Below are 25965 nucleotides of genomic sequence, written 5' to 3' on the forward strand. Positions count from 1 at the left end.
GCTCCTTTCGACTACTTCTTCGTCTTGCCGGGGTCCTTGATCGCCTCGAAGGTGGCGAATTCGACGTTGTAGAGTTCGCCGTCCTGTTTCTCGACCTTGCGGATGTAGATGTTCTGGACGATGTCGCGGGTCTCGGGATCGATCGAGATCGGCCCGCGCGGGCTTTCCCACTTCATACCCTTCATCGCTTCGATCAGCGAATCGCCGTCGGCCTTGCCGCCGGTCTTCTTCAGCGCCTCGTAGATCAGGTGGATGCCGTCATAGCCGCCGACCGCCATGAAGCCCGGACGGGTCGAATAGGCCTTCTTGTAGGCGGCGACGAATTCCTTGTTCAGCGCCGACGGATGCACCGCCGAATACATGTGCGCGGTGACGGCGCCGATCGCTGCGTCGCCCATGCCGTTCAGCAGATCGTCGTCCATCACGTCGCCGGGGCCGATCACCTTGATGCCGCTCTTGTCGAGCCCGCGCTCGGCATATTGCTTCATGAAGCTGCCGCCCTGCCCGGCCGGCACGAACACGAACACCGCGTCCGGCTTGGAATCCTTCATCCGCTGCAGGAACGGCGCGAAGTCCGGATTGGCCAGCGGGGTCTTGACCTCCTCGACGATCTCGCCGCCGCCGGCGATGAAATGCTCCTTGAAGGCGGCCAGCGCATCGTTGCCGGGGGCATAGTCGGAGGTCAGCGTCGCGACCTTCTTGATGCCGTTCTTGGCGGCCCAGTCGCCGATGATGGTCGAGGACTGCGCCAGCGTGAAGCTGGTGCGCACGATATAGGGCGAGCGCTCGGTGATGATCGAGGTGCCGGCCGCCATCACCACCTGCGGGATTTTGCCCTGGGTCGCCAGCGGCGCCGCGGCGAGCGCCGCCGGGGTGATGCCGAAGCCGGCGATGATGCTGACCTTGTCGTTGACGATCAGCTCCTGCGCCATGCGCTTGGTGTTGTCCGGTAGCGTCGCGTCATCCTTGAGGATGATCTCGATCTTCTTGCCGGCGACGGTGTCGCCGTGCTGCTGGATGTAGAGCTTGACCGCGTTGTCGATCTGCTTGCCCGTCGAGGCCTGGCCGCCAGTCATCGGCAGGATCAGGCCGATCTTGACGGTCTCCTGGGCCTGCGCGGTCGCGATCAGCGCGGCGCCCGCGAGCGCGATGCAGGCGGCTTGCCAGAGCGTTCTTGTGCCAGTCAACATGAGTGTCCCCATCCCTTGTTCCCTCAAGCCGAGTTTCCGGCCTTCTTTGATGATCAATCCCGATCTCGTCGTGGTTCGCAGCGACACGCCACTCCAGCCACGGCCAATTGTCAATTGCGGCCACCGATCCGCCGACCCATCGGGATCAACCGCCGATCCGCATGGCAACGAATTGCCAAGGTTCTGACGTTACTCTACCTGACTACAGGCGACGGCTTGCCCGAGCCAGTCCCCGGCATTGGCATCGGCCGACCGAAAACCGGCCATATCATTGCCATGGAAACCGCGATGATGGATGCGATATCAGGTATTCAAATATCGGATATCCGGACCGGAACACCGCGGGGCAATCGATCGCGGCTTGTATAATGGGCTGTTCGTCGTCACCTGTTCGCTGGTTCTGAATCAAGGCATTCTGTTCGGTATGCAAGTCAGTCTGTTCCGCATCCTTGTCGTCGCCGTCGCGCTACTGGCCGGAAGCCTGACGGGCTGCGGCACCATCAACGAAACGCTGACCGTCGGAATGGCCGACGTCGTCCCGAAATGGGCCGGCGGCTTGCCCGCCGACGCGCCGCCGCGCCCCGGCACCGTGAAATACGATGCGTATATGAAGGAAAAGGAGCGACTGCGTTCGCTGCCCGCCGCCGAGCGTGAAAAGCTCGAGAACGGCAACGCGTCGGCGACCAGCCCGGCGAAATAATTCCGGCCAGCTTTCTCGACGACCGGATCGCCGACCTCAATCCATGAATACCACGGTCTTGCGGCCGTTCAGGATCACCCGATCCTCAAGATGATAGCGCATCGCGCGGGCCAGCACTCGGCGCTCGATATCGCGGCCTTTGCGCACCAGATCCTCCGGGGTGTCGCGATGGCTGATGCGTTCGACGTCCTGATCGATGATCGGGCCTTCGTCGAGCGCGCTGGTGACGTAATGCGCGGTGGCGCCGATTAGCTTGACGCCGCGATCGAACGCCTGGTGGTACGGCTTGGCGCCCTTGAACCCCGGCAGGAACGAGTGGTGAATGTTGATGCAGCGTCCCGCCAGCCGGCCCGACATCTCGTCCGACAGGATCTGCATGTAGCGCGCCAGTACCACCAGGTCGGTCTTGGTCTTGGCGATCAGCGCGGTGATCGCGGCTTCCTGCGCCCGCTTGGTATCCTTGGTCACCGGCAGGTGGAAGAACGGGATTTCGCCGAAGTCGAAGCCGCTGAAGGTCTCGCGCGGGTGGTTGGAGACGATCGCGGTCGGGATCATCTGTAGCTCGTTGATCCGCCAGCGATACAGGATGTCGGCGAGGCAGTGGTCGGATTGCGACACCAGCAGCATCACCCGGCGCCGGGTTTCGCGGTCCCGCATGTGCCAGCCCATGTTGAACTTGGCTGCGACCAGTCCGAACCCGGCCCGCAGCGCCTCCAGCGGCACCGCGGCCTGGCTTCGATTGAAAACCACCCGCATGAAGAAGTGGTTGCTCTCGACATCGTTGAACTGCTGGGCGTCGAGGATGTTCTGGCCGTTGTCGAACAGAAAGGTCGACACCGCGGCCACGATCCCGGCGCGATCCGGACAGGACAAGGTCAAGACGAATTGATGGTGGGGCATGAGTCAGGCTGGGTTGCGGCGACGGACGGCTTGGAACTCGCCTTCGAAGCCCTGCTCTATCACCGGCGACGGTCTTGCGCCAATCCCGGTCGCGGCGGCAAGATGGCCGATCGACGGGCCGCGATCGCGGCAACTTTTCAAGGCACCTCATGGTCGGACGACTCGGCGGCTATCGGATTCTGATCCTCGAAACCCGCGAGGAGGCGCAGTTCTCCCGGCTGCTCGCCGAGCAGGGCGCGGACGTGCTGCAATGCCCGATGTTCACCATCCACGACGCGCCGGACCCGGCGCCGGTCGCGGCCTGGATTGGCCGCTGCATCGCCAGGCCGTTCGACGATCTGGTGCTCACCACCGGCGAAGGGTTGCGTCGGCTGGTGCAGGCGGCGCGGCGGATCGATCGCGAGCCGGACTTCGTCGCGGCGATCGCAAAGTCACGCAGCTTCGCCCGCGGTCCGAAGCCCGGCCGCGCGCTGCGCGAGCTCGGATTGCAGCCCAGCGTGACGACCGAGGTACCGACCTCCGAGGGTATCGCCGCGACGCTGGCGCCCCTCGACCTGCGCGGTCATCGCGTCGGGCTGCAGCTTTATCCCGACAAGGATCATCACGTGCTGATCGGCGCGATCGAAGCGCAAGGCGCCGAAGTCGATTGTGTGCTGCCTTATGCCTACGACGCCCGCGCCGCCGAAACCAATGTCGTGGCCGCGATCGACGAGATGGCGCGAGGCCGGGTCGACGCGATCGCGCTGACCAGCTCGGGCCAAATCCGCAGGCTGATCGAGGTCGCCAAGGCGCATCATTGCGAGGACCGTCTGCGCGCCGGACTCGAACAGACTCCGATCGCCTCGGTGGGACCGGTGGTCTCCGAGGAGCTGAAGGCGCACGGCCTGCGCACCGATATCTTTCCGGCCGGCGATGCATTCTTCATGAAGCCGCTGATCGGCGCCATCGCCGCAGCACTCGGCAACACCGCGCCGCGCTCCGGCGCACGACCATGACGGCTTGACGCGCGCGCCCGCGTCGCCAAGATGTCCGCCAACCAACAACAACAAGGTCGGGTGGAGATGCCGTTGTCGGAATTGCGCGTCGTGGAAATTGGATCCGGCGATGCGCTCGGTTACTGCGGCAAATTATTCGCCGACTTCGGCGCCGAGGTCATCAAGATCGAGCCGCCGGGCGGCGATCCGGCAAGGCGGACCGCGCCGCTGGTCGACGCCGGCGACGGCCGCCTGGAGAGCGGCAGCTTCGCCTGGCTCAACACCAACAAGCGCAGCGTCATTGCCGATCTCGCGCGCCCCGCGGACATCGAACGTATCCGTTCGCTGCTAACCAGTTGCGATCTGCTGCTCGATGCGCGCCATCCGACCGCCATCAAGGCCTCGCCGTTGTCGCATGATGACCTGCGCCGGTCGCAACCGGGGCTCGCCATCACCGCGCTCTCCTGGTTCGGCGAACACGGGCCATACCGCGATTACACCACCACCGAGTCGGTGTGCCGCAGCCTGGCCGGGCTGGTGAAGCTGGTTGGCCCGATCGAAGGCCCACCAGTGTTGCCGCGCGACGGCCAGACCGGAATCGTCACCGGACTGACCGCGTTCATTCCGACGCTGGCCGGACTCTTTGCCCGCGCCGATCAGGGCGCGCGTCGGTTCGCGGTCAACGCCTTCGAGGCGATGCTGCAGATCACCGAGTTCGACATCGCGCTCGCGCTTGAGGCCGGCCACACCAGGCCGCGGATCGGGCTGAACCGGTTCGGCCGCGGCTTTCCGGTCGGCAACTACGCCACCAAAGACGGCTGGCTCGGCGTCACCGTGGTGACGCCGGCGCAATGGTTGGGGTTTTGCGCGATGCTGGGCTTGCCCGAGCTCGGACCGGACCCGCGCTATTCCGCCACCGCCGACCGTTTCCTGCACGCCGAGGAACTGAACGGCATCATTCGCCCGGTGCTGCTGCACAGGACCGCGATGGAATGGTTCGAGCGCGGCATCGAATTGCGCTTGCCGCTCGCGGTGGTGCCGGACATGGCACAATTGCTGTCGCAAGCCGTGTTTCGCGATCGTGGCAGCTTCGCCAAGGTCGAAATCGGCACCGCCGCGTTCGACGCGCCGGTGCTGCCGCAACATCTGACCGGCTCGCCGCCGAAACCCAACGGCCGGGCACCGCTCGCCGGCGACAACAATGATGACGCCCTGCCCCCGCACCGGCGCAGCGCCGAACGCGCCGCGACGGCGGGCGAAGCATTGCCGTTGCAGGGGCTGCGGATCATCGATCTGACGATGGGCTGGGCCGGGCCTTCCGCGGTGCGGCAGCTCGGCGATCTCGGCGCCGAGGCGATCAAGGTGGAGTCCTGCCAGTATCCGGACTGGTTTCGCGGCACCGATCCGCGCGGGCCGTATCATCCCGAGCGCACCTACGAAAAGACCTATTGGTTCCAGACCATGAACCGCAACAAGAGCGGGATCACGCTGGACCTGACCACCGACGCCGGCCTGTCGCTGCTGAAGCGACTGCTCGCGGAGGCCGACGCGGTGATCGACAATTACGCCGCCGACGTGCTGCCGCGGCTCGGGCTCGACGTCGCGGCGATGCATGCGATCAATCCGCGGCTGGTGGTGGTGACGATGCCGGCGTTCGGCATCACCGGGCCGTGGAGCGGCGTCCGCGCCTATGGCTCGACGCTGGAGCAGGCCTCGGGGCTGCCCTCGGTCACCGGCCGCGACGGCGATCCGCCCACCATGGTGCATGCCGCGCTTGGCGATCCGGTCGGCGGCATCAGTGCCGCCGCGGCCTTGATGCTGGGGCTGATGCATCAGAAGGCCACCGGCGAGGGCCAGCACATCGATCTGGCGCAGGTCGAATGCATGCTGCCGATGCTGGCGCCCTCGATCATCGAGCAGGCCGCGACCGGCATGACCAGTCCGCGGATCGGCAACCGGCACCCGCAATTCGTACCGAACGGCTGCTTCCCGTGCCTCGGCGAGGATCAATGGGTGACCCTGGCGGTGCAGACCGACGCACAGTGGCAGGCGCTGTGCAAAGTGATGCACCGGCCGGACCTCGCCGCCGACCCGAGGCTTGCCGGCGCCAACGGCCGCCGCGCCGACGAGGACCGGATCGAGGTCGCGGTGCGGCATTGGACCTCGAGTGTGCGGCCGGATCTCGCGATGGTGACGCTGCAGGACGCCGGGATCGCGGCGGGGGTGGCGCGGCTGCCGACCGACCTGCCGGGCGATCCGCACCTGATGACGATCGGACACTGGCAGCCGGTGGTGCGGCCGTTCATGGGCCCGCATTTGTTGCCGTCAGTGTCCTATCGCGAGGGCGATGCCAGATTGCCTTACGCGATCGAACGGCTGGCGCCGACGCTGGGTGAGCACAATATGGAGGTCCTAGGCGGCCTGCTCGGCCTTGGCCAAGCCGAAATCGCGAAGCTGCGCGACGACGGCGTGATCGGCAATGTCGCGATCTCGAAGACCAGCAAGGCGGGGCGCGCCGCCGATTAATCGTCTCGTCATTCGAGCTCAATCTTTGCGCAAAGCTTCCGGCCAGTTTCGCCGCGCGGAATTCGTCATCTGGAGTTCCACCGCGCGGCGACGTTTGCGTTCTCGCAATCGGACACAGCGCAGCCTTGCCGATCCCGGCGCGTTGGACCACTATGGCGATCAAATGGAGCGCCTCCGGTGGCTTGAAAAATCCGGCCGATTTGCGCTAACACCGCCGACAACGGCAAACCCGACAAAAACTCCAGGGAGGAATGACATGAACAGACTAGTAATGATCGCCGCATTGGCCTTGCCGATGCTCGGCACCGCGGCGATGGCGCAGGAAACCGTTAAGATCGGCTATATCGATCCATTGTCCGGCGGCGGCGCCAGCGTCGGCGAGGTCGGGCTGAAGACCTTCCAGTTCCTGGCCGAGGAACAGAACGCCAAGGGCGGCATCCTCGGCAAGAAGGTCGAGATCGTGCCGCTCGACAACAAGACCAATCCGCAGGAAAGCCTGATCCAGGCGCAGAAGGCGATCGACGCCGGCGTCCGCTACGTCACCCAGGGCAACGGCTCCTCGGTCGCCGGCGCGTTGTCGGATTTCATCACCAAATACAACGAGCGCAATCCCGGCAAGGAAGTGCTGTACTTCAACTATGCCGCGGTCGATCCGGTGCTGACCAACGAGAAGTGCAGCTTCTGGCATTTCCGCTGGGACGCCAATTCCGACATCAAGATGGAAGCGCTCACCAACTACATGAAGACCGTTCCGGCGATCAAGAAAGTCTACCTGATCAACCAGGACTATTCGTTCGGCCAGTCGGTCCGCACCCAGGCCAGGGCGATGCTCGGCGCCAAGCGGCCCGACATCCAGATCGTCGGCGACGAACTGCATCCCTTGCTGAAGATCAGCGATTTCGCGCCCTATATCGCCAAGATCAAGGCCTCCGGCGCCGACACCGTCGTCACCGGCAACTGGGGCCAGGACTTCGCGTTGCTGCTGAAGGCGGCGGCGGATTCCGGATTGAAGGTGAACTGGTATACCTATTACGCTGGCGGCACCGGCGGCCCCACCGCGATCAAGCAGGCCGGGCTGAATGACCAAGTCTACGGCATTGTGGAGGGGATTCCCAACCTCAAGGGCGGTGACGGACAGGCTTTCGAAAAGGCTTTCCGCGCCAAGTACGATGGCCAGACCAACGTCTACCCGCGCGCCGTCAACGAAATGCGGATGTTTGCAGCCGCGGCCGAAAAGGCCAAGTCACTGGAACCGGTCAAGGTCGCGCAGGCGCTCGAAGGCATGGATTTCGAGGTGCTGAATGGCGGCAAAGCCACCATGCGCAAGGACGACCACCAGTTTTTCCAGCCAATGTACATCGCGCAGTTCGGCGAGTTGAAGGCTGGCGAATTCGACGAGGAGAAGACCGGTTGGGGCTGGAAGACCGTCGCCACGATCGACACCGCGCAGACCATGCTGCCGACCACCTGCAAGATGGAACGGCCATAAGTACGGCGAGAGGCGCACAGCGGACGAACGCGTGCGGCATTCTCCCTCTCCCCGCGTGCGGGGAGAGGATCGGGGTGAGGGGTCGCCTCGGCATCACGCGGACTCTGCGTTGTGTCGAAACACCCCCTCACCCGGATTGCTTCGCAATCCGAGGTTACTGCCACCACCTCATCGTAACCGACAGGCCCCTCCGTGCTTGAACTGATCGTCATATCCACCCTGAACGGCGTGCTGTACGGCATGCTGCTGTTCCTGATGGCGAGCGGCCTCACCGTGATCTTCAGCATGCTCGGCGTGCTGAATTTCGCACATGCCAGCTTCTACATGCTGGGCGCGTTCTTCGGCTTCCAGATCAGCCGCTGGGTCGGATTCTGGCCGGCGCTGCTGATCGCCCCGATCCTCGCCGGCGCGATCGGCGCCGCGGTCGAGCGCTACGGTCTGCGTCCGGTGCACAAGAACGGCCACGTCGCCGAGCTGCTGTTCACCTTCGGGCTCGCATTCGCGATCGAGGAAATCGTGCAGATCATCTGGGGCAAGAGCCCGGTGGATTTCCGCGTCCCGCCGCTGCTGGATTTCCCGGCCTTCACGATCTTCTCGACCAATTACCCCGCTTTCAAGATGTTCATGCTGGCGGTGTCGATCGCGATCTTCGTCGGCCTGTTGCTGGTGCTGAAGAAGACCAGGATCGGGCTGATCGTGCAGGCGGCGCTGACCCATCCCAACATGGTCGGCCATCTCGGCCACAATGTCGGGCGCATCTTCATGCTTGTGTTCGGGGTCGGCACCGCGCTCGCCGCGGTCGCCGGCGTGATCGCCGGTCCGGCGCTGGTGACGCAATCCAACATGGCCGGGCTGCTCGGCCCGATCCTGTTCGTGGTGGTCGTGGTCGGCGGGCTCGGCTCGCTGCCGGGCGCCTTCGTCGCCTCGCTGCTGATCGGGCTGGTGCAGACCTTCGCGGTGTCGATGAACGGCTCGCTGGCCGGCGCCTTCGGGCCGCTCGGCCCGGACTGGGCGTCGAGCTGGGTCGCCGACATCTGGAGCGTCACCATCGCGCAGGTGGCACCGATCATGCCCTATCTGCTGCTGGTGCTGATTCTGATCTTCCGGCCGATGGGCCTGCTGGGGACGCGCGACACATGAGAGACCTCGCCGCGACCGCCGCCCCGCCGCTGCCCGCACTGGCCGACAAACTGAAATTCTACGCGATCTGGGTCGTCGTGGCGCTAGTGCTGTTGCTGCTGCCGAAGCTGTTCGCTACCGGCGGTTCGCTCACCACCTTCAGCCTGATCGGCATCTCGATCATCTTTGCCTTGTCCTACAACATCCTGCTCGGCCAGACCGGGATGCTGTCGTTCGGCCACGCGGTGTATTACGGCCTCGGCGGCTTTCTGGCGATCCACGCCATCAACATCATCGGCGCCAACAAATGGCCGATCCCGCTGCCGCTGGTGCCGCTGATCGGCGGCGTCACCGGACTGTTCTTCGCAGCGCTGATCGGCTGGGTCTCGACCCAGCGCAGCGGCACCGCGTTCGCGATGATCTCGCTCGGGCTGGCCGAACTGGTCGCCTCCTCGGCCTTGATCCTGCGCACCTTCTTCGGCGGCGAGGCCGGGGTCTCCGCCAACCGCACCAAGCTGCTGAAGGTCTTCGGCTTCAATTTCGGGCCGCAGATCCAGATCTATTACCTGGTCGCGGCCTGGACGCTGATCGCGGTGATCGCGATGTACGCGCTGACCCGGACCCCGCTCGGCCGGATGTGCAACGCGGTGCGCGACAATCCGGAGCGGGTGCAGTTCGTCGGCTACGACCCGCACGTGGTCCGCTATCTGGCATTCTGCTTCGCCGGCTTCTTCGCCGGCATCGCCGGCTCGCTCGCCGCGATCAATTTCGAGATCGCCAACTCCGCCTATCTCGGCGCGGTGCAGTCCGGCACCGTGCTGTTCGCCGCCTATATCGGCGGCATCGGCTTCTTCATCGGCCCGATCGTCGGCGCGATCTTCGTCACCGTGCTGTCGCTCGGCCTCAGCGACCTCACCACGGTATGGCAATTGTATTTCGGCCTGTTCTTCATAGCGGTGGTGATGTTCGCGCCCGGCGGCATCACCGGCCTATTGATGATGCACCGGCCGCTGATCAAGGCCGGCATGCTGACGCGGATGCTGCCGAGCTATCTGATCGCCCTCCTGCCGACGCTGGCGCTGATCACCGGGCTGATGCTGGCGATCGAGACCACCGTGCACTACACCGTCAATCCCGGCGAGGATCCCCACGTCAAGGCGTTCGGCATTCCGTTCAATGCCGCCAGTTCGATCACCTGGCTGGTGGCCGCGGCGCTGATCGTGGGCGGCTTCGCGCTGGCCCGGATCAGCTGGCGCCGGACCGCCCATGTCTGGGACGAAACGCTGACCGCCGCCCGCGCCAAGGTGCACGCCACATGAGCACCGCCATCGAACTCCGCGGCGTCGAAAAGAGCTTTGGCGTCACCAAGGTGATCCAGAACGTCAGCCTCACGGTCGCCCAGGGTGAGCGCCACGCCTTGATCGGCCCGAACGGCGCCGGCAAGTCGACGCTGTTCAACCTGATCTCGGGTTACATGACGCCGAGCGCCGGCAGCATCCTGCTGCGCGACCAGACCATCTCGGGATTGCGGCCGTACCAGATCAACCGCCGCGGGCTGTCGCGCAGCTTCCAGGTCACCAATGTGTTCGCCAACATGACGGTGTGGGAAAATCTGCGCTGCGCCGTGCTGTGGGCGACCGGGCACCGCTACGCGTTCTGGAAGAATGTCGACAAGCTGCCCGAGGTGCGCCAGCGCACCGCGGAAATCCTGCAGGACATCCACCTGGTCGGCCGCCGCGACGTTCCGGCCGGCCTCCTGACCTATGCCGAACAGCGCGCGCTGGAGATCGGCATCACCATCGCGGGCGGCGCCGATGTGATCCTGCTCGACGAGCCGACCGCCGGCATGAGCCATGCCGAGACCGAGCGCGCGGTGGAATTGATCCGCCGCCTCACCGAGGGCCGCACGCTGCTGATCGTCGAGCACGACATGAGCGTGGTGTTCGGCCTCGCTGACCGGATCTCGGTGCTGGTCTACGGCCAGATCATCGCCTCTGGCACCCCGGAGGAAATCCGCGGCAATCCGAAGGTCAAGGAAGCCTATCTCGGCGAGGAGGCGGCGTGATGCTCGAGGTCAAAGACCTGCACGCCTATTACGGCAAGAGCCACATCCTGCAGGGCGTCGACATGCATATCGACGCCGGCGAAGTGGTCAGCCTGTTGGGCCGCAACGGCGTCGGCCGCTCCACCACCGTGAAGGCGATCATGGGCGAGGTGCCGCCGCACGGCACAATCAGCTTCAAGGGCGCCAACATCGCCGGATTGCCGAGCTACAAGATCGCGCATCTCGGGCTCGGCTATGTGCCCGAGCATCGCGACATCTTCCCGGGCCTCACGGTGCGGCAGAACCTGATGCTCGGCGTCAAGGACCCGAAGAACCCCGGCAAGTGGCGGCTCGACGACATGCTGGAGATGTTCAGCAACCTCAAGGAACGCGCCGACACCGCCGCCGGCGTGCTGTCCGGCGGCGAGAAGCAGATGCTGACGATCTGCCGCACCCTGATGGGCGATCCCGAACTGGTGATGATCGACGAGCCGACCGAGGGCCTCGCCCCGATCATCGTCCAGCAGGTCGGCGACCTGATCGCCGAGATCGCCCGCCGCGGCGTCGCGATCCTGCTGGTGGAGCAGAAGCTCTCGATCGCGCTGCGGATCTCGCACCGGGTCTATGTGATGGGCCACGGCAAGATCGTGTTCGAAGGCACCCCCGAGGAACTCAAGGCCAATGACGCCATCCGCAAGGAATGGCTCGAGGTCTGAGGCAATACCACCTAGGCCTCGGGCCGACCGCTTACCGGCTCGCGTTCCATTCGGAAATTCCGAGCAGGCGCGCTGCCGCAATGAGCCGCTGATCGTAGCTGGCCAGTTGCACCAGCTGCTTTTGAGCGCGGATGAACTCCATAGCTCCAAGATGAATGGCATCCAGCGTCCGGACCGGAACTGGAAAGGCCTGCAACGAGCGCGTCAGCACAGGTCCCACCATTTCGATCATGGCCACGCGACCGATCAAATTCCGCACCGCATCGCCATGCGAATCGTGAAGCTGCTGCGCATTGATCCGATTCCAAACCTCGCATTCAAGCAGCCGACTGGACACCAGTTGCTCGTCCCAGAGCTCATCGGGCGGAGATCGATCTTCTGCCAGCAGATATGCGAGCGCGACAGAGCTATCGAGATAGATCACCGGTCTGCTCGATCGTTCTGAAGATCATTCAAGAGAGTGGCGATCGTCATCACCGGTTGGCGGGCCGGTGGCCCGCGCCCGACCGAGACCGGCGGCGTTAGCCAGCCCTGGCGGACGGCATCCAGCAACAGCGCGTCCGACAGAATCGAACTTCGGGTTGGGCTGGGCGGACCCATTTCAGCCACGACACGGTCCCGATCGGTGACCAGAACGGTCTCGCCACTGGCGGCGATCCGGACGTATTCGCTCAATCTGTTCTTGAGTGTCTTGAGACCGACGGACCGCATTGCGAAAGACCCACGGAGCGCATTGATAAATTGTAGCTACCAGAGGCTACTTTGTCAAAAATGTTTGGCAATGGCCGTCCACACCCCTATGGCGAGCCCGCCATCCCGGTTGGCCCGGCAGTATCCAAGTGATCCAGAACCTCCTTAGTCGAATATGGCCGACCATCCCGCTGGTGTAAGTTCGGACAAGCGGATAAACCGCTGATGCAAAGCGTCGAAAACGCTTGGACGGCAAGCAGAATGGGACCGCAGGCCGGATCCATCGCCGAACCAGGCTCGAGGGAGGAAAGGTTTGGAACACGCATTGGAAGTGCGCGACGTGTCCTTACGCTTCGGCGGCGTGCGCGCGCTGAGCGAGGTCAGCTTCGCCGTCAATGATGGCGAGCTGTTTTCCATCATCGGACCGAACGGCGCGGGCAAGACCTCGATCGTCAACTGCATCTCCGGCCGCTATACCCCGACCGAGGGCCAGCTGTTCTGGCGCGGCCGTGACATCACCGCGCTGAAACCCAACGCTCGCGCCGGGCTCGGCATCGGCCGCACCTTCCAGAACCTGGCGCTGTTCCACCACATGAGCGTGCTCGACAACATCATGGTCGGGCGACACCATCTGCTGAAAAACAATTTCATCACCGGCTCGCTGTACTGGTTCACCGGCGCCCGCAAGGAAGAACTCGAGCATCGCCACAAGGTCGAGGAGATCATCGACTTTCTCGACCTGCAGAGCGTGCGCAAGGCCACCGCCGGCACCCTGCCCTACGGTTTGCGCAAGCGCGTCGAACTGGCCCGCGCGATGGCGCTGGAACCGAGCCTGATCCTGCTCGACGAGCCGATGGCGGGGATGAACTTCGAGGAAAAGGAGGATATGGCGCGCTACATCGTCGACCTCAACGAAGAATACGGCATGACGGTGATGATGATCGAGCACGACATGGGCGTGGTGATGGACATCTCCCACCGCGTCATGGTGCTGGATTTCGGCCGCAAGATCGCCGAGGGCGATCCCGGCGCGGTGCTGGCCGATCCGCATGTCAAGAAAGCCTATCTGGGCGAGGAAGACGAAATCCTGGTCGATCCCGACGACGCGCCGGATCATCCGACAGCTCCGGAGTGCGCGGCATGATCGACTATGCGGGCCGGGTGGCGCAGGCCGATACCTTTCCGAAGCTGCTGCGTCTCAACGCCCGCGAACATGGCAGCGAGATCGCGCTGCGCGAGAAGGATCTCGGGCTGTGGCGAGTGTTCAGCTGGAGCGACTACCAGCGCCGGGTGCATGACTTCGCGCTCGGCCTGCTCGAACTCGGCCTCACGCGCGGCGACGTCATCGGCATCATCGGCGACAACCGCCCGGACTGGGTCGCGGCCGAAATCGCCAGCCACACCATCGGCGCGATGAGCCTCGGGCTGTATCGTGACGTGCTCGACGAGGAAGCCGCCTACCTGCTGACCTACGGCGAAGCGCGGCTGGTGTTCGCCGAGGACGAGGAGCAGGTCGACAAGCTGCTGGCGCTGGCCGAACGGGTGCCAAACCTGCAACACATCGTCTATTCCGACCCGCGCGGTATGCGCAAATACGACGACCCGCGGCTGCTGGAAGCCGACAAGCTCGCCGCGATGGGCCGCGACCGCGCCGCGCGCGAACCCGCTTTGTACGACCAACTGGTCGACGCCACCAAGGGCGAGGACGTGGCGATCCTCGGCACCACCTCCGGCACCACCTCGCATCCAAAGCTGGCCATGGTCCCGGCGGGCCGGCTGCTGCGCCATTGCGCCGCTTACCTCGCCTTCGACCCAAGAGGGCCCGAGGATGAGTACGTCTCGGTGCTGCCGCTGCCATGGGTGATGGAGCAGCTCTACGCGCTGGCGCAGAACCTGATCTGCCGGATGAAGGTCAACTTCGTCGAGCAGCCCGACACCATGATGAACGACTTCCGCGAGATCGCACCGACCTTCGTGCTGTTCGCGCCCCGGGTGTGGGAGGGCATCGCCGCCGACGTCCGAGCCCGGGTAATGGATGCATCGCCGCTCAAACAGGGCCTCTACGGCATCGGCATGAAGACCGGGCTGGCGGCGCTGGCGCAGGGCCGGCATTCCGGCTTTGCCGACGCTGTGCTGTTCCGGGCGCTGCGCGACCGGCTCGGCTTCACCCGGCTGCGGTCGGCCGCCACCGGCGGCTCGGCGCTGGGTCCCGACACCTTCAAATTCTTTCGCGCGATGGGCGTGCCGTTACGGACGCTGTACGGCCAGACCGAGACGCTCGGCGCCTATACGCTTCACCGCGAAGACGCCGTCGACCCCGACACCACCGGCGTGGCGCTCTCCGGCGACATCGACATCCGCATCGATCATCCCGACATCCATGGCGTCGGCGAGATCGTGGTGCGGCACCCCAACATGTTCGTCGGCTACTACAAGAATCCGGAAGCCTCCGCCGCCGACATGCAGGACGGCTGGCTGCATTCCGGCGACGCCGGTTATTTCAACGACGCCAAGCAGCTGGTGGTGATCGACCGCATCAAGGACCTGGCCGAGACCTCGCATGGCGAGCGGTTCTCGCCGCAATATATCGAGAACAAACTGAAATTCTCGCCCTACGTCGCCGAGACCGTGGTGCTCGGCGCCGGCCGCGACGTGCTGGCGGCGATGATCTGCATCCGGTTCTCGATCATCTCGAAATGGGCGGAGAAGAAGCGGATATCCTTCACCACCTATACCGACCTCGCCTCGCGTCCCGAGGTCTACGCGCTGCTGCGCAAGGAGGTCGAGGCGGTCAACGCCACGCTGCCGCCGGCGCAGCGGATCGCCAAATTCCTGCTGCTGTACAAGGAGCTCGACGCTGACGACGGCGAATTGACCCGGACCCGAAAAGTCCGCCGCAGCGTCATCAACGAGAAATACGGCACCATCATCGACGACATCTATGGCGGCGCGCGCGATATCCCGGTCGATACCGTAATCAAGTTCCAGGACGGTACCACCCAGCGGATCCGCACCACGCTCCAGGTCGTCGACCTCGCCCGCGATCAGGTGCTCGCGGAGGCCGCGGAATGAACGGAAACCTCTCCACCGTCATGGCCGGGCTTGACCCGGCCGTCCACGCCGTCCCGTGCTGCCAAGACCTGGATGCCCGGGACAAGCCCGGGCATGACGCGGAAAGGCTTTCAGCTTTCACGAAATGCAACGACGCCGGAAACGCATCCGCATGAATTCCCAGCTTCTGATCCAGCTTCTCGTCAACGGCCTCGTGGTCGGCACGCTGTATGGCGTGGTGGCGATGAGTTTCGTGCTGATCTACAAGGCCACCCAGGTGGTGAATTTCGCGCAGGGCGAGTTGCTCTTGGTCGGCGCCTGGGTGTGCTGGACGCTGCTGGCTAAATACCAGGTGCCGTTCTATCTCGGCATGCCGCTGACGCTGGTGTTCATGTTCGCGTTCGGTATCGTCATCCAGATCGTGTTCCTACGGCCGATGATCGGCGAACCGATCATCTCGGTGATCATGGTGACGATCGCGCTGTCCACCGTGCTGCAGGCAGCGCTGAAATGGATCTACGGCGTCAGCCCGCAGCCGTTTCCGCGGGTGTTCGAGAGCCAGTCGGTGAGTTTCGCCGGGCTGCAGATCCAGACCGTCTATGTGATGAGCCTGGTGGTCTCGGTGGCGATGATGATCGGGATGGCGTGGTTCTTCCGGGTCTCGAAATATGGTCTGGCGATGCGCGCCACCGCGTTCAACCAGCAAGTAGCGCAGTCGCTCGGCATTTCGGTGAAGAGCGTGTTCGCGATGGCCTGGGCGATCTCCGCCACGGTGTCGGCGGTCGCCGGCGTCGTCGTCGCCGTGGTCAACGGCGTTTCGTCGGGGCTGTCGGCCTACGGCATCAAGGTTTTTCCGGCGGCGATCCTCGGCGGGCTGGATTCGATCGGCGGCGCGGTGCTCGGCGGCATCATCATCGGGCTGTTGGAGAACGTCGCCCAATATGTCGACAGCGAATATCTGCACTGGGGCAATCTCTACGAGATCGCGCCGTTCTACGTGCTGATCATCATCCTGATGATCAAACCCTACGGGCTGTTCGGCACCAAAGACATCGAGCGGATCTGACCCATGGCAAGCCCCTCCCTGATCCCCGCCGGCGATTTCCGCACCACCTACGCCGCCGACACCACGATCTTCCCGACCCGGACCAGCCGCAACGCCGCGATCGTCGGCCTGATCCTGATCTGTTTCGCCCCGATGGTGCTGAGCGCCTACTGGCTCAGCATCCTGATCCAGATTGGCATCTTCGGCATCGCGGCGCTGGGCCTCAACATCCTGGTCGGCTTCACCGGCCAGATCTCGATCGGCCACGCCGCGTTCTTCCTGCTTGGCGCCTTCACCTCGGCCTACATCTCCAACACCCTGCCGATCCCGGTGTTCTTCGCGATTCCGCTTTCCGGACTGCTGACCGCGCTAGTCGGGCTGGTGTTCGGCCTGCCGGCGGCGCGGCTGAAGGGACTGTATCTGGTGATCGCCACGCTGGCGGCGCAATATATCCTGCTCGACTTCTTCTCCCGCGCCGAATGGTTCACCGGCGGCTCGGTGCCGGCGATGGCCAACCCGTTCTCGATCTTCGGCTACGTGCTGCGCGGCGACCGGCAATATTTCTACGTCGTGCTGGCCTATCTGCTGGTCAGCTACCTGCTGGTGACCAATCTGATGCGGACCCGCGACGGCCGCGCGCTGGTGGCGGTGCGCGACCACTATCTGTCCGCCGAGATCATGGGCATCAACCTCACCAAATACCGGACGCTGTCGTTCGGGCTTGCAGCGTTCTATGCCGGCCTCGCCGGCGCGCTCTACGCACATTACCAGCTGGTGGTGTCGAACGAAGGCTTCGGCATCGAACGCTCGATCATCTTTCTCGCCATGATCATCATCGGCGGCACCGGCTCGATCATGGGCACGCTGATGGGCACCGCCTTCGTGGTGCTGCTGCCGGAAACCATGGAATGGATCAGCGCCGGGCTGAAGGGCAGCGCGATCGACCGCGCGCTGTCGCTCAACAACAACCTGACCTTCCTGCGCGAGATCGCGATCGGACTGATCATCATCGCGTTCCTGATCTTCGAGCCGGACGGGCTGGCGCATCGCTGGCGGCAGATCAAGACCTACTGGAAACTCTACCCGTTCTCGCATTGAGGTCGGAACGGGACGGATCGGACGCACGACCTCGACAAAGACCACCGGAGGAACAGAATGAAGACGATGAAATCCCTTTTGAGCACCGCCTCGCTGGCGCTGCTGATCGCCTCGGCGGCGGCGGGTGCGCAGGCGCAGATCGCGATCGGCCATCTGGCGGATTATTCCGGCGGCACTTCGGACGTCGGCACCCCCTACGGCCAGGCCGTCGCCGACACCTTCGCCTGGATCAACAAGAACGGCGGCGTCGGCGGCAAGCAGATCGCCATCGACACCAATGATTACGGCTACCAGGTGCCTCGCGCGATCGCGCTGTACAAGAAGTGGTCCGGCGGCGACAAGGTCGCGGCGATCATGGGCTGGGGCACCGCCGATACCGAGGCGCTGACCGGGTTCCTGGCGCAGGACAAGATCCCCGACATGTCCGGCTCCTATGCGGCGGCGCTGACCGATCCCGAAGGTACCAGCGGCAAGGCCAAGCCCGCGCCCTACAACTTCTTCTATGGCCCGTCTTATTCCGACGCGGTGCGCGCCGAACTGATGTGGGCCGCCGAGGACTGGAAGGCCAAGGGCAAGCCCGGCAAGCCGAAATTCGTCCATATGGGCGCCAACCATCCCTATCCGAACGCGCCCAAGGCCGCCGGCGAAGCGATCGCCGCCGAACTCGGCTTCGAGGTGCTGCCGCCGCTGGTGTTCGCGCTGGCGCCGGGCGACTACAGCGCGCAGTGCTTGAGCCTGAAGAGTGCCGGCGCGAACTACGCCTATCTCGGCAACACCGCAGCCTCCAACATCTCGGTGATGAAGGCCTGCAAGACCGCCGGCGTCGACGTGCAGTTCATGAGCAACGTCTGGGGCATGGACGAGAACGCCGCGAAGACCGCGGGCGATGCCGCCGATGGCGTGATCTTCCCGCTGCGCACCGCGGTGGCGTGGGGCGGCGACGCGCCGGGCATGAAGACCGTGCAGGAAATCTCCAAGATGTCCGATCCGACCGGCACGGCCTATCGGCCGGTGCATTACGTCGCCGCGGTCTGCTCGGCGATGTACATGAAGGAAGCGCTGGACTGGGCCGTCAAGAACGGCGGTGCCACCGGTGAGAACGTCGCCAAGGGTTTCTATCAGAAGAAGGACTGGGTGCCGGCCGGGATGGAAGGCGTCTGCAATCCCTCGACCTGGACCGACAAGGACCACCGCGGCACGCTGAAGGTCGATCTCTATCGCTCCAAGGTCTCGGGCCAGACCGACGGCGACACCGCCGACCTGATCAAGAAGGGCACCATCAAGCTCGAGAAGGTCAAGACCGTCGAACTGCCGCGCAAGCCGGAATGGGCCGGCTGGTGATCGTGGGTTCGTGATCTGACGAAACGCCAATGGCCTCCCTCCCCCTTGCGGGGAGGGCCGGCCGACGAAATCTGCACAGCCGTTATCCCCGCGAAAGCGGGGATCCAGTACGCCGCAGCGTTGCCAGCGAATTTCAGCGCTCTGGAATACTGGGTCACCCGCTTTCGCGGGTGATGACGGCAGCAGGCAGAATGAAGCGCGTTGCTTCACCGACACCTTGGGACACTCGTGAACGCCAGGAACACCATGGCCGAAGCAATCGACATTTCGCGAACGCCTACCGCGCATGCGGCGCCCGCCGCAGCCCCGTTGCTCAGCGTCAAGAACATCGAGGTGGTCTATGACGATGTCATTCTGGTGCTGCGCGGGCTGTCGATCGAGGTGCCGCAGGGCGCCATCGTGGCGCTGCTCGGCGCCAACGGCGCCGGCAAATCGACCACGCTGAAGGCGATCTCCGGCCTGCTGAAGACCGAGGACGGCGAGGTCACCCGCGGCGACATCATCTTCGACGGCGAACGGATCAATGGCATCGATCCGGACAAGATCGTCCGCCGTGGCATCTTCCAGGTGATGGAGGGCCGCCGCATCGTCTCCGACATGACCTCGCTGGAGAATCTGCGGCTCGGCGCCTTCACCCGCAGCGATCGCGAGGTCTCGTCCGACATCGAGATGGTCTACCGCTATTTCCCGCGGCTCAAGGAGCGCACCGGCCTTGCCGGCTATCTGAGCGGCGGCGAGCAGCAGATGCTGGCGATCGGCCGGGCGCTGATGGCGCGGCCGAAGATGATCCTGATGGACGAGCCGTCGATGGGGCTGTCGCCGCTCCTGGTCAAGGAAGTGTTTTCGATCATCCGCCAGATCAACCAGGACCTCGGCGTCACCATCCTGCTGGTCGAGCAGAATGCCCGCGCAGCCCTTTCGGTGGCCAGCCACGGCTACATCATGGAACAGGGCAAGGTGGTGCTGGACGGCTCGGCTGACGATCTGCGCGACAACGAGGACGTCAAGGAATTCTACCTCGGCGGCGCCGGCGACCAGCGCAAGAGCTTCAAGAACCTGAAGAGCTTCAAGCGCCGCAAGCGCTGGCTGTAAGGCGCGGCTCGCCGCCCCCGCGGCCTGAGTTCCGCGCGACGAACCGGCAATTTGGTGGCGGCGCCCGCTGAATTTGCCCGGACACGGTCGGCCGATCCTGCTATCCAGCGGGCCAAATCCCGACCCAAGGCCGACCCGCATGAACCTGTCGTTTCGCCGCCTGCTCGATCTGACGCAATCCCGACCATTGGCTTCGAAAATGGTCAGCTTTGCGGCGATCGGCGTCGGCAACACCGCGATCGACCTCGGTGTCTTCACCCTGGCCTACAAGGTGCTGGAGCTGCCGCTGATCCCGTCCAACGTGCTGGCTTGGCTGGTTGCGGTGACGTGTTCCTATGTGATGAACACGATGATCACCTTCCACGCCGAGTCCGGGCGTGTGCTGACACGCAAGGATTATCTCAGCTTCGTCGCCTCCGGCATCCTCGGCGTGATCGCCAACACCACGACGCTTGTCGTATTGTCGAACTTCATGCCGGTGTTCGGCGCCAAACTGATCGCGATCCTGGTCTCGTTCGTGGTCAATTTCGCGATGTCGCACTTGGTGGTGTTTCGGCGGAAGCTGCCGGTCGCGGAACGGCAGTAAGGCTAGTATTCGAAGAAAGAAGCGTTGGATACAAGCCTTGATCGCCTTTTTTGAGTTTGGCGACCGAGCGGAAAATCTCGTTTCAGGACACGCCCGGTCAGCAGCGCGGAGAAGCGCTCAATAGGATTGATCCATGGCGCCGAGGTTGGCGTCCTGAAGGCCTCCCTATGATGCTAATTTAGGTAGGACGGATCCAACACGATTCCTTGAATGATGGTCGGGTCGACCGTGTTGTGATTCTCGATGCTTTCTGAAAATCCGATCAAAACATCGGCCCGATCTTGAATATGATTGTTCAATGCGGCCAGCCAACCAGCGAGCCCATTCGCATCGGGCGCGCGTGCAAGGACATTCTGGTATAGCGCCGTTACAAATTGCTGGTTGGTGATGTTCGATCCGTAGAGTTGGACAAACTCCGCCGACACCACAAACGCGGCGCTCATTTGATGAAGCGTCAGCCCATGGTCCATCAAATTGACGTTGGAACTCAATCCAGGCCGATCCGGAATCCGATCGAAGGCGGCTTCGTAAAGCCGGTAGCACTGCCCGGCCACGCCGGCGATATCGGTGCGGATGACGGTCGCGCCGGCTCCGCTGACGCTGACGCTGTAGGTCCCGGTTCCCGAGGAATAAGCGCTGGCGCCAACATAATAGCTGCCGCTGGCGGTCGGGGTGAAGGTCAGCAGCGAATCATATCCGGTGCCGCTATCATCGTCACTTGCAATTGCCTGGCCGGATGAATTGTAGAGCGTCAAATACGGATCGGCCAGCGTGCCGTGCCCCGACGCGTTGCCCTGCAGATTAATCGTATAGGTGGTCCCCGCCGTCAGGTTGACGCGAAACCAATCATTGTCGCCGGCGGTTTCGATCGTGCCCGTGGCAGAGCCGCCTACGGTAACCCGACCAACTGTGCCGGTGTTGGCGGCATAGTCATCGACGCTCGTTTCGGGGCCATAGATCAAGCGGGCGCCATAGATATCCCAGGAGGTCAGGTCCAACACCGTCGGAGACGCAATGGGATACATCAGGGTCGACGGGTTCGTCGTGTGACTCAGCCCGACAGCATGTCCGATTTCGTGGAGAGCAACGGAATAGAACGTGACCCCGTTCGACAATACATAGCTGCCCGCCGAGGGTGACCACACCCAATTCTCGGATGTGTCGAATGTGATCGTGGTATTGCCGGTATAATAATTGCCACTCCACACCGAATTGCAGACGCCTAGCGTGTTGTAGGCGCCATCGATATAGCCAAAGGACAGATCGATGTCGGCGGCGGTGCTCGATGCCTGCACAAAGTCCAGACTGAGAACCGAATCCCAGCGGGCGAAGGCTTCGGCAATTTCAGTGAGGTAGCCACTCGGTCCGGAGAAATACCAAGATACTGTCCCGCTTTGCCAACTTTGCCCACTCAACACGTAGTCGCTCATGGCAAACCTCGCTTGCTATCACACGATTACCCACCCCCCACATCGGATGGGCGAATACACTCGGTAGAAAGACGCGGCGATATCATCAGAAACACAGACCGTTCGCAAGAAACAATTGGCAACAATGATGCGCTTGCGAGAATCTCGAAAGTCGATGATCGGACCTGCGATGAAGTTGAATAATGTTATCGCGTTGCCTGACCGCGCAGCTCTGCAACGATCAGCACCGCGTGCTGCAGATATGATCTGTCACATGAGAGTCGGTTGCAAGTCTGAATCGAATTGACGAGGCCATGCCGTCGCGGGATGGCAGCACGTCGCGAGACTCGCTCAGATCGGCGATCCGCCCGACGGCTTCTGTACGGGTGCCGACTTAATGGTGATGGTGACATCATAGGTGGCGACCTCGCCGTTCACGGTGGTTACGCCATAAACCACGTGATCGGTACCGCTGCTACCGCTGCGCGCCTGGTAAAAAACGACCTGCGCCGGAATCGTCAGATCCGGACAACCCTTGATCTTGTTGGTTTTCAGCTCAGCCCTTCGCACCGTGAGCATGCCGGCGGCCGGCGGGGTCAGCACCTGCACGGTCGGCAGCGGGGCGCCGCTGCAATCCTTCTTGGCGGAGGCATAGTAGCCGAGCTGCACCGGCTGCTCGCCGATCGCCTCGAACGCAGCGTAGTTGCTACTCGTTGTCGATTGCGCCCAGCCCGCCGCGGGCAGCAGGCTCAAAGCTGCGATCCAAATGGTCAGCCTCGCCATTCGCGGCTCCTCTGCCCGGCAAGCCGGGCTAGTCGTGGGCGATCCCGAGCGCCTTCAGGATCGGCAAGTGGGTGTCGGAGAAAACCTTCGCCTGCGCGGTGAGCTCCGCGATATTTTCCTCCGCGGACTCGATCGCCTTGCCGTCCTTCAACAGCCGCTGGCCCTGGCTGCTGAGCAGCTCCCAGGCGAACGTCACCCAATCTCCAAGCTGTTTCTTGCCGGAGTGGCGCGCCAGCAGGAAAAGTTGCGCGAAACGGGCGACCGGGATGCCGCCGCCCGTCACCGGCGAGGCCAGGAACGCGATCTCGTTGCTGTCGCGGGCGCGCTTGCACAGATAGCTGTTGAGCTTGCGGCAGCGCGGCTGCGCCGCCTTGACCAGTTCGGGTTCCTGCACCGGGTAGAGATGACCGGCGCCGGTCAGCACCACCAGCGACTGCACCAGCATCGGCAGCGGCTGCTGGTTCCACAGCGGATGTGCCAGGATCTGCTTGACGGTTTTTGGCGCATAGCCGTTCTCGGCCATGATCTCCAGCAGCGGCTTGTACACCGGCTCCTGCAGCGTCACCTCGCCGATCGGCCCCGCCAGCTTCATCGGCACGGCCGCCGCCGGCGTCACCAGGATGAAGCCGAGATTGCGGACCCGGTCGAACCGTTCCAGCACCGACAGCGGCCGCGGTCCCTTGAAGAAGATATCCTTGCGGAACTGCTGGCTGACGAAATAGTCACGCACAGATTCGCGCAACAAGGGGTGGCCGATTTCGCCGAGCAGCTGGCGTCCCTCGGCGGTGAGGCAGACCTCGTCGACCTGGTCGAGCAGGCTTGCGGAAGCCGCGAAGGTCAGCTTGGCGCCGCCCAGATATTCCGCCACCTGCGAGAACGGCATCGGCAGCCAGTCGCGATTGAAATATTCATGCGCGAGATATTGCCGGTTCTGATCCTTGATCTTCTTCAGCCGCTCAGCGACCGCGGGATTGGCCCGGAAGTACAGCGCGCCGGAATCGATGACCTTCTGGGTGAAGTTCAGCGCGGCGTCGATCTTGCCGGTCATGCCGAGCGCATCGGAACCGGCCAATTCGGCCTGCAGCGTCATCAGGTGCCGCAGCGGCATCGCCGGCGACCAGCCGGGCGTGCAATTGTAGCTGATATAGAGCACGCCGCCGACCGCGAGCTTGCGCCTCGCCAGATCGACGATCACCTTTCGGTTCTGATCGGAAATCCACGACCAGATGCCGTGCAGCGCGATCACGTCGAATTCCGGCAGATCGTCGCGCGCCGCCAGTTCCTCGAACGACAGATCGAAGATCCGGGCGCCGGAGCCGGAGGCTTCCGCCATCTCCTTGGCGTTGGCGGCCTGGCCGGGATTGAAGTCGGTGCCCCAGAACTCGCCCGGGCAGGCGGCGGCGTGGATGTTCAGCGACAGGCCCTGGCCGAAACCAAGTTCAAGATAGCGCAGCGGCCGGCTCGGCCCGGCATTGACGCCGCGATTCAGCAGCGCCAGCGACAACAGCGGCGGACTGAGCTCGCGGTAATAACCATGGGTGTAATCGACCTCGGACACATAGCCGGACGTCCACTCGCTCATCACTGCTCCCGTCGCTACGGCCCCGGCGGCGACCGTGACCGACGCGGTTTTACGCCGTCCCGGGCATCGGTGGCAACGCCCTCCCGAGGCGGCGAGACAAAGGTCTGATCGCCACCGGGGGCGGTCACCGGCCGGGTGCGCAGTCCTTGCAGATCGGCCGCAGCAGCTTCTTCATCCTGGCTTCTTCCTTCAGGCTTTCCTCGTCGTAGCTGGTGGACTTCACCGGCTTGCCGTCGGCCGATACCTTGGGCGGGGGAAACAGTTTGTCATAGCAGTCCAGCCGTGCCTCGCCTTGCTTGACGGCCCGGCAGGCCGAGATCTGCGCCGTTGCCGCGGTGGTCGATAGACTGAGCAAGATCGCGATGGCGATGCATCTCATCTGCGGTCCTTTCCTGATCGGTGGAGGGAGCGATAATTTCTTGAGCTCGGGCTTCCTTGCAAGGTTTCGCGGCGTCGCGCAATGGTTCCCGAACGGCACAACCATGCTTCACGCAACCGTGGTTGTGGCGCCGACCTGCAGGCTGACGGCTGCTATCGCTCGCCCCGCTTGCCCTCGGACCAAAGCCCGGAAAAATCGATCAGCGGCTCGGCCGGTTCGGGCCCCGGCGTCCCCTGTCGACGGCCGGCGCCCGGGGTCTCTCGGTGTTCCCGGATGAACTCATAGCGTTGCAGCAAGGCCGAGGCGGCGTTGAGCTGAGCGATCGACAACCGCTCCGAGGCGATGGAGTTGTCGAGCGCCTCGATCTTCTTCGCCATCAGCTGGTCCAGAAAGCTCTCGTCCGGCGCTTTCGCCCGAAACCGGCCGCGCAGATCGACCAGGTTGCGCCGGCGCTGGTCCATCCGGCCGATCGTCACCATCTTGGCGGCGAGCGCACGCGCGATCTCCCGGCACAACACGTCGACGATATCGAGATATTTCGCGTCGTCCTGCCCGAGCAGCTGGTCGACCAGCCCCTCGACGATGATCCGGGCGCCGGCGGCGATCGCCTTGTCCTGATTCAGGATGCTGCCGGACTCGTCGTAGTTCTTGCGGCGCAGCGGGTCGATCAACACCTCATAGGCGATCGCCACTTCGCTGAACGCCTCGTTGGAGCCGCCGGCGTCGGGATGAACATCCTTGACCTTGTTGCGATAGGCGGCGCGAATGTCGTCGCTGCTGGCGTCGGGCGCGATGCCGAGCACTTCGTAGAGATTCTTCATCCGGCCACATTAGAGCATGGCCCCGAAAAGTGGATCCCGACGTTCGCAAAAGATCATGCGCGAACACCAAAAGCCCGGCGCCGCCGGCCTTGGCACCGATCTTGCGTTGTCGACTCCAGCGACAATGAAGGAGATTCGTCATGTCCATGATCGATTTGAGTGCGAGTAGCCAGAGAGAACTAAATCCGGCGTTGCAACGGGCGTTGGGCGATCGCAGCGGGGCGGCGGACCTCGGTGGTTTCCTAGGCATGCTGGATTCGGCGACCGCCGTCGACAAGGAGGCGCCGGCAAATGCTGCCGGGGCCTCGGGCAATTTCGGTAGTGCGGAACCCGCGCAGACCCCGATCGGCTCGCCCGCCGCCGGGCCCGACGCGGCCGCGGCCGCAGCCGCAGCGGCATCAGCCGCTGCGGCAGCCGCAGCGGCCGCCGC

24 protein-coding genes and 1 pseudogene are annotated in these 25965 nt (G+C 63.9%); 16 read left to right on the plus strand and 9 right to left on the minus strand.

The window, feature by feature from the left end; translation table 11 throughout:
- Positions 1–11 precede the first annotated feature (11 nt).
- Entirely contained in the window at positions 12–1190 is a 1179-nt protein-coding gene (locus HXX15_RS22315; RefSeq protein ID WP_296519128.1) for an ABC transporter substrate-binding protein, read from the minus strand.
- A gap of 424 nt (positions 1191–1614) precedes the next feature.
- Here HXX15_RS22315 and HXX15_RS22320 point away from each other — a divergent pair, with 424 nt between their 5' ends.
- Positions 1615–1890 (plus strand): hypothetical protein, encoded by a 276-nt coding sequence (locus HXX15_RS22320; protein WP_296519129.1) that lies wholly within the window; start codon positions 1615–1617, stop codon positions 1888–1890.
- Positions 1891–1926: 36 nt separating this feature from the next.
- Here HXX15_RS22320 and purU read toward each other — a convergent pair whose 3' ends face one another.
- On the minus strand, positions 1927–2790 hold the full coding sequence (gene purU, locus HXX15_RS22325; protein WP_296519096.1) for a formyltetrahydrofolate deformylase: 864 nt from the start codon (positions 2788–2790) through the stop codon (positions 1927–1929).
- A gap of 149 nt (positions 2791–2939) precedes the next feature.
- On the opposite strand from purU, the gene HXX15_RS22330 reads away from it, so the two are divergent.
- The 7 genes from HXX15_RS22330 (at position 2940) to HXX15_RS22360 (ending at position 11658) form a co-directional block, all read left to right on the plus strand.
- Positions 2940–3785, plus strand: coding sequence for a uroporphyrinogen-III synthase (locus HXX15_RS22330; protein WP_296519098.1), 846 nt, complete (start codon positions 2940–2942; stop codon positions 3783–3785).
- Between the two features lie 66 nt (positions 3786–3851).
- A complete protein-coding gene (locus HXX15_RS22335) occupies positions 3852–6290 on the plus strand; it encodes a CoA transferase (protein WP_296519130.1) in 2439 nt (812 codons plus the stop codon).
- A gap of 256 nt (positions 6291–6546) precedes the next feature.
- The gene (locus HXX15_RS22340; RefSeq protein ID WP_296519101.1) at positions 6547–7779 is read left to right on the plus strand and encodes a branched-chain amino acid ABC transporter substrate-binding protein; all 1233 of its coding nucleotides are present in this window, start codon (positions 6547–6549) and stop codon (positions 7777–7779) included.
- 192 nt (positions 7780–7971) lie between these two features.
- Positions 7972–8919: a branched-chain amino acid ABC transporter permease gene (locus HXX15_RS22345; RefSeq protein ID WP_296519102.1), complete on the plus strand. Its 948-nt coding sequence runs from the start codon at positions 7972–7974 to the stop codon at positions 8917–8919.
- The gene (locus HXX15_RS22350) at positions 8916–10217 is read left to right on the plus strand and encodes a branched-chain amino acid ABC transporter permease (protein WP_296519104.1); all 1302 of its coding nucleotides are present in this window, start codon (positions 8916–8918) and stop codon (positions 10215–10217) included. Before HXX15_RS22345 ends, HXX15_RS22350 begins: the two co-directional genes overlap by 4 nt.
- Positions 10214–10963 carry an ABC transporter ATP-binding protein gene (locus HXX15_RS22355; RefSeq protein WP_296519106.1) on the plus strand — a complete coding sequence of 250 codons (750 nt, stop codon included), beginning with the start codon at positions 10214–10216 and terminating at the stop codon, positions 10961–10963. Before HXX15_RS22350 ends, HXX15_RS22355 begins: the two co-directional genes overlap by 4 nt.
- Positions 10963–11658, plus strand: a complete 696-nt coding sequence (locus tag HXX15_RS22360) for an ABC transporter ATP-binding protein (RefSeq protein WP_296519108.1) — start codon at positions 10963–10965, stop codon at positions 11656–11658. Before HXX15_RS22355 ends, HXX15_RS22360 begins: the two co-directional genes overlap by 1 nt.
- Before the next feature lie 31 nt (positions 11659–11689).
- On the opposite strand, the gene HXX15_RS22365 is transcribed toward HXX15_RS22360, so the two are convergent.
- Positions 11690–12082, minus strand: coding sequence for a PIN domain-containing protein (locus tag HXX15_RS22365; protein WP_296519110.1), 393 nt, complete (start codon positions 12080–12082; stop codon positions 11690–11692).
- Positions 12079–12369: a type II toxin-antitoxin system prevent-host-death family antitoxin gene (locus tag HXX15_RS22370; RefSeq protein ID WP_296519112.1), complete on the minus strand. Its 291-nt coding sequence runs from the start codon at positions 12367–12369 to the stop codon at positions 12079–12081. Before HXX15_RS22370 ends, HXX15_RS22365 begins: the two co-directional genes overlap by 4 nt.
- Before the next feature lie 292 nt (positions 12370–12661).
- Between HXX15_RS22370 and HXX15_RS22375 the strand changes: the two genes are divergently transcribed.
- From HXX15_RS22375 to HXX15_RS22405, 7 genes are all read left to right on the plus strand, one after another.
- Positions 12662–13492, plus strand: a complete 831-nt coding sequence (locus HXX15_RS22375; protein WP_296519113.1) for an ABC transporter ATP-binding protein — start codon at positions 12662–12664, stop codon at positions 13490–13492.
- Positions 13489–15420: a long-chain fatty acid--CoA ligase gene (locus HXX15_RS22380; RefSeq protein ID WP_296519115.1), complete on the plus strand. Its 1932-nt coding sequence runs from the start codon at positions 13489–13491 to the stop codon at positions 15418–15420. Before HXX15_RS22375 ends, HXX15_RS22380 begins: the two co-directional genes overlap by 4 nt.
- Before the next feature lie 151 nt (positions 15421–15571).
- Positions 15572–16465 carry a branched-chain amino acid ABC transporter permease gene (locus tag HXX15_RS22385; RefSeq protein ID WP_296519116.1) on the plus strand — a complete coding sequence of 298 codons (894 nt, stop codon included), beginning with the start codon at positions 15572–15574 and terminating at the stop codon, positions 16463–16465.
- Between the two features lie 3 nt (positions 16466–16468).
- Positions 16469–17542, plus strand: a complete 1074-nt coding sequence (locus tag HXX15_RS22390) for a branched-chain amino acid ABC transporter permease (RefSeq protein WP_296519118.1) — start codon at positions 16469–16471, stop codon at positions 17540–17542.
- 57 nt (positions 17543–17599) lie between these two features.
- Entirely contained in the window at positions 17600–18883 is a 1284-nt protein-coding gene (locus HXX15_RS22395) for an ABC transporter substrate-binding protein (protein WP_296519119.1), read from the plus strand.
- 246 nt (positions 18884–19129) lie between these two features.
- Complete coding sequence (locus HXX15_RS22400) at positions 19130–19975, plus strand: ABC transporter ATP-binding protein (protein WP_296519120.1); 846 nt, start codon at positions 19130–19132, stop codon at positions 19973–19975.
- Positions 19976–20114: 139 nt separating this feature from the next.
- Positions 20115–20561 carry a GtrA family protein gene (locus tag HXX15_RS22405; protein ID WP_296519121.1) on the plus strand — a complete coding sequence of 149 codons (447 nt, stop codon included), beginning with the start codon at positions 20115–20117 and terminating at the stop codon, positions 20559–20561.
- Between the two features lie 173 nt (positions 20562–20734).
- Here HXX15_RS22405 and HXX15_RS22410 read toward each other — a convergent pair whose 3' ends face one another.
- The 5 genes from HXX15_RS22410 to HXX15_RS22430 all read right to left on the minus strand — a co-directional run bounded on the left by HXX15_RS22410 (position 20735) and on the right by HXX15_RS22430 (position 25535).
- A complete protein-coding gene (locus HXX15_RS22410) occupies positions 20735–21991 on the minus strand; it encodes a DUF4214 domain-containing protein (RefSeq protein ID WP_296519122.1) in 1257 nt (418 codons plus the stop codon).
- A gap of 330 nt (positions 21992–22321) precedes the next feature.
- Positions 22322–22753, minus strand: coding sequence for a hypothetical protein (locus HXX15_RS22415; protein WP_296519123.1), 432 nt, complete (start codon positions 22751–22753; stop codon positions 22322–22324).
- Positions 22754–22781: 28 nt separating this feature from the next.
- Positions 22782–24335: a class I SAM-dependent methyltransferase gene (locus HXX15_RS22420; RefSeq protein WP_296519124.1), complete on the minus strand. Its 1554-nt coding sequence runs from the start codon at positions 24333–24335 to the stop codon at positions 22782–22784.
- A gap of 124 nt (positions 24336–24459) precedes the next feature.
- Complete coding sequence (locus tag HXX15_RS22425) at positions 24460–24714, minus strand: hypothetical protein (protein WP_296519125.1); 255 nt, start codon at positions 24712–24714, stop codon at positions 24460–24462.
- A gap of 152 nt (positions 24715–24866) precedes the next feature.
- The gene (locus HXX15_RS22430) at positions 24867–25535 is read right to left on the minus strand and encodes a J domain-containing protein (protein ID WP_296519126.1); all 669 of its coding nucleotides are present in this window, start codon (positions 25533–25535) and stop codon (positions 24867–24869) included.
- A gap of 140 nt (positions 25536–25675) precedes the next feature.
- On the opposite strand from HXX15_RS22430, the pseudogene HXX15_RS22435 reads away from it, so the two are divergent.
- Positions 25676–25965, plus strand: a pseudogene (locus HXX15_RS22435) (hypothetical protein); the annotation flags it as partial.

The sequence above is a fragment of the Rhodopseudomonas sp. genome (genome assembly GCF_013377015.1).
Taxonomy (GTDB): Bacteria; Pseudomonadota; Alphaproteobacteria; order Rhizobiales; family Xanthobacteraceae; genus JARJEH01.

What these genes read in the sequence shown, in the direction of transcription:
- HXX15_RS22315 (WP_296519128.1), bottom strand. Translation starts at nt 1,190, where the DNA reads ATGTTGACTGGCACAAGAACGCTCTGGCAAGCCGCCTGCATCGCGCTC.
- HXX15_RS22320 (WP_296519129.1), top strand. Translation starts at nt 1,615, where the DNA reads ATGCAAGTCAGTCTGTTCCGCATCCTTGTCGTCGCCGTCGCGCTACTG.
- purU (WP_296519096.1), bottom strand. Translation starts at nt 2,790, where the DNA reads ATGCCCCACCATCAATTCGTCTTGACCTTGTCCTGTCCGGATCGCGCC.
- HXX15_RS22330 (WP_296519098.1), top strand. Translation starts at nt 2,940, where the DNA reads ATGGTCGGACGACTCGGCGGCTATCGGATTCTGATCCTCGAAACCCGC.
- HXX15_RS22335 (WP_296519130.1), top strand. Translation starts at nt 3,852, where the DNA reads ATGCCGTTGTCGGAATTGCGCGTCGTGGAAATTGGATCCGGCGATGCG.
- HXX15_RS22340 (WP_296519101.1), top strand. Translation starts at nt 6,547, where the DNA reads ATGAACAGACTAGTAATGATCGCCGCATTGGCCTTGCCGATGCTCGGC.
- HXX15_RS22350 (WP_296519104.1), top strand. Translation starts at nt 8,916, where the DNA reads ATGAGAGACCTCGCCGCGACCGCCGCCCCGCCGCTGCCCGCACTGGCC.
- HXX15_RS22355 (WP_296519106.1), top strand. Translation starts at nt 10,214, where the DNA reads ATGAGCACCGCCATCGAACTCCGCGGCGTCGAAAAGAGCTTTGGCGTC.
- HXX15_RS22360 (WP_296519108.1), top strand. Translation starts at nt 10,963, where the DNA reads ATGCTCGAGGTCAAAGACCTGCACGCCTATTACGGCAAGAGCCACATC.
- HXX15_RS22370 (WP_296519112.1), bottom strand. Translation starts at nt 12,369, where the DNA reads ATGCGGTCCGTCGGTCTCAAGACACTCAAGAACAGATTGAGCGAATAC.
- HXX15_RS22380 (WP_296519115.1), top strand. Translation starts at nt 13,489, where the DNA reads ATGATCGACTATGCGGGCCGGGTGGCGCAGGCCGATACCTTTCCGAAG.
- HXX15_RS22385 (WP_296519116.1), top strand. Translation starts at nt 15,572, where the DNA reads ATGAATTCCCAGCTTCTGATCCAGCTTCTCGTCAACGGCCTCGTGGTC.
- HXX15_RS22390 (WP_296519118.1), top strand. Translation starts at nt 16,469, where the DNA reads ATGGCAAGCCCCTCCCTGATCCCCGCCGGCGATTTCCGCACCACCTAC.
- HXX15_RS22395 (WP_296519119.1), top strand. Translation starts at nt 17,600, where the DNA reads ATGAAGACGATGAAATCCCTTTTGAGCACCGCCTCGCTGGCGCTGCTG.
- HXX15_RS22400 (WP_296519120.1), top strand. Translation starts at nt 19,130, where the DNA reads ATGGCCGAAGCAATCGACATTTCGCGAACGCCTACCGCGCATGCGGCG.
- HXX15_RS22405 (WP_296519121.1), top strand. Translation starts at nt 20,115, where the DNA reads ATGAACCTGTCGTTTCGCCGCCTGCTCGATCTGACGCAATCCCGACCA.
- HXX15_RS22410 (WP_296519122.1), bottom strand. Translation starts at nt 21,991, where the DNA reads ATGAGCGACTACGTGTTGAGTGGGCAAAGTTGGCAAAGCGGGACAGTA.
- HXX15_RS22415 (WP_296519123.1), bottom strand. Translation starts at nt 22,753, where the DNA reads ATGGCGAGGCTGACCATTTGGATCGCAGCTTTGAGCCTGCTGCCCGCG.
- HXX15_RS22420 (WP_296519124.1), bottom strand. Translation starts at nt 24,335, where the DNA reads ATGAGCGAGTGGACGTCCGGCTATGTGTCCGAGGTCGATTACACCCAT.
- HXX15_RS22425 (WP_296519125.1), bottom strand. Translation starts at nt 24,714, where the DNA reads ATGAGATGCATCGCCATCGCGATCTTGCTCAGTCTATCGACCACCGCG.
- HXX15_RS22430 (WP_296519126.1), bottom strand. Translation starts at nt 25,535, where the DNA reads ATGAAGAATCTCTACGAAGTGCTCGGCATCGCGCCCGACGCCAGCAGC.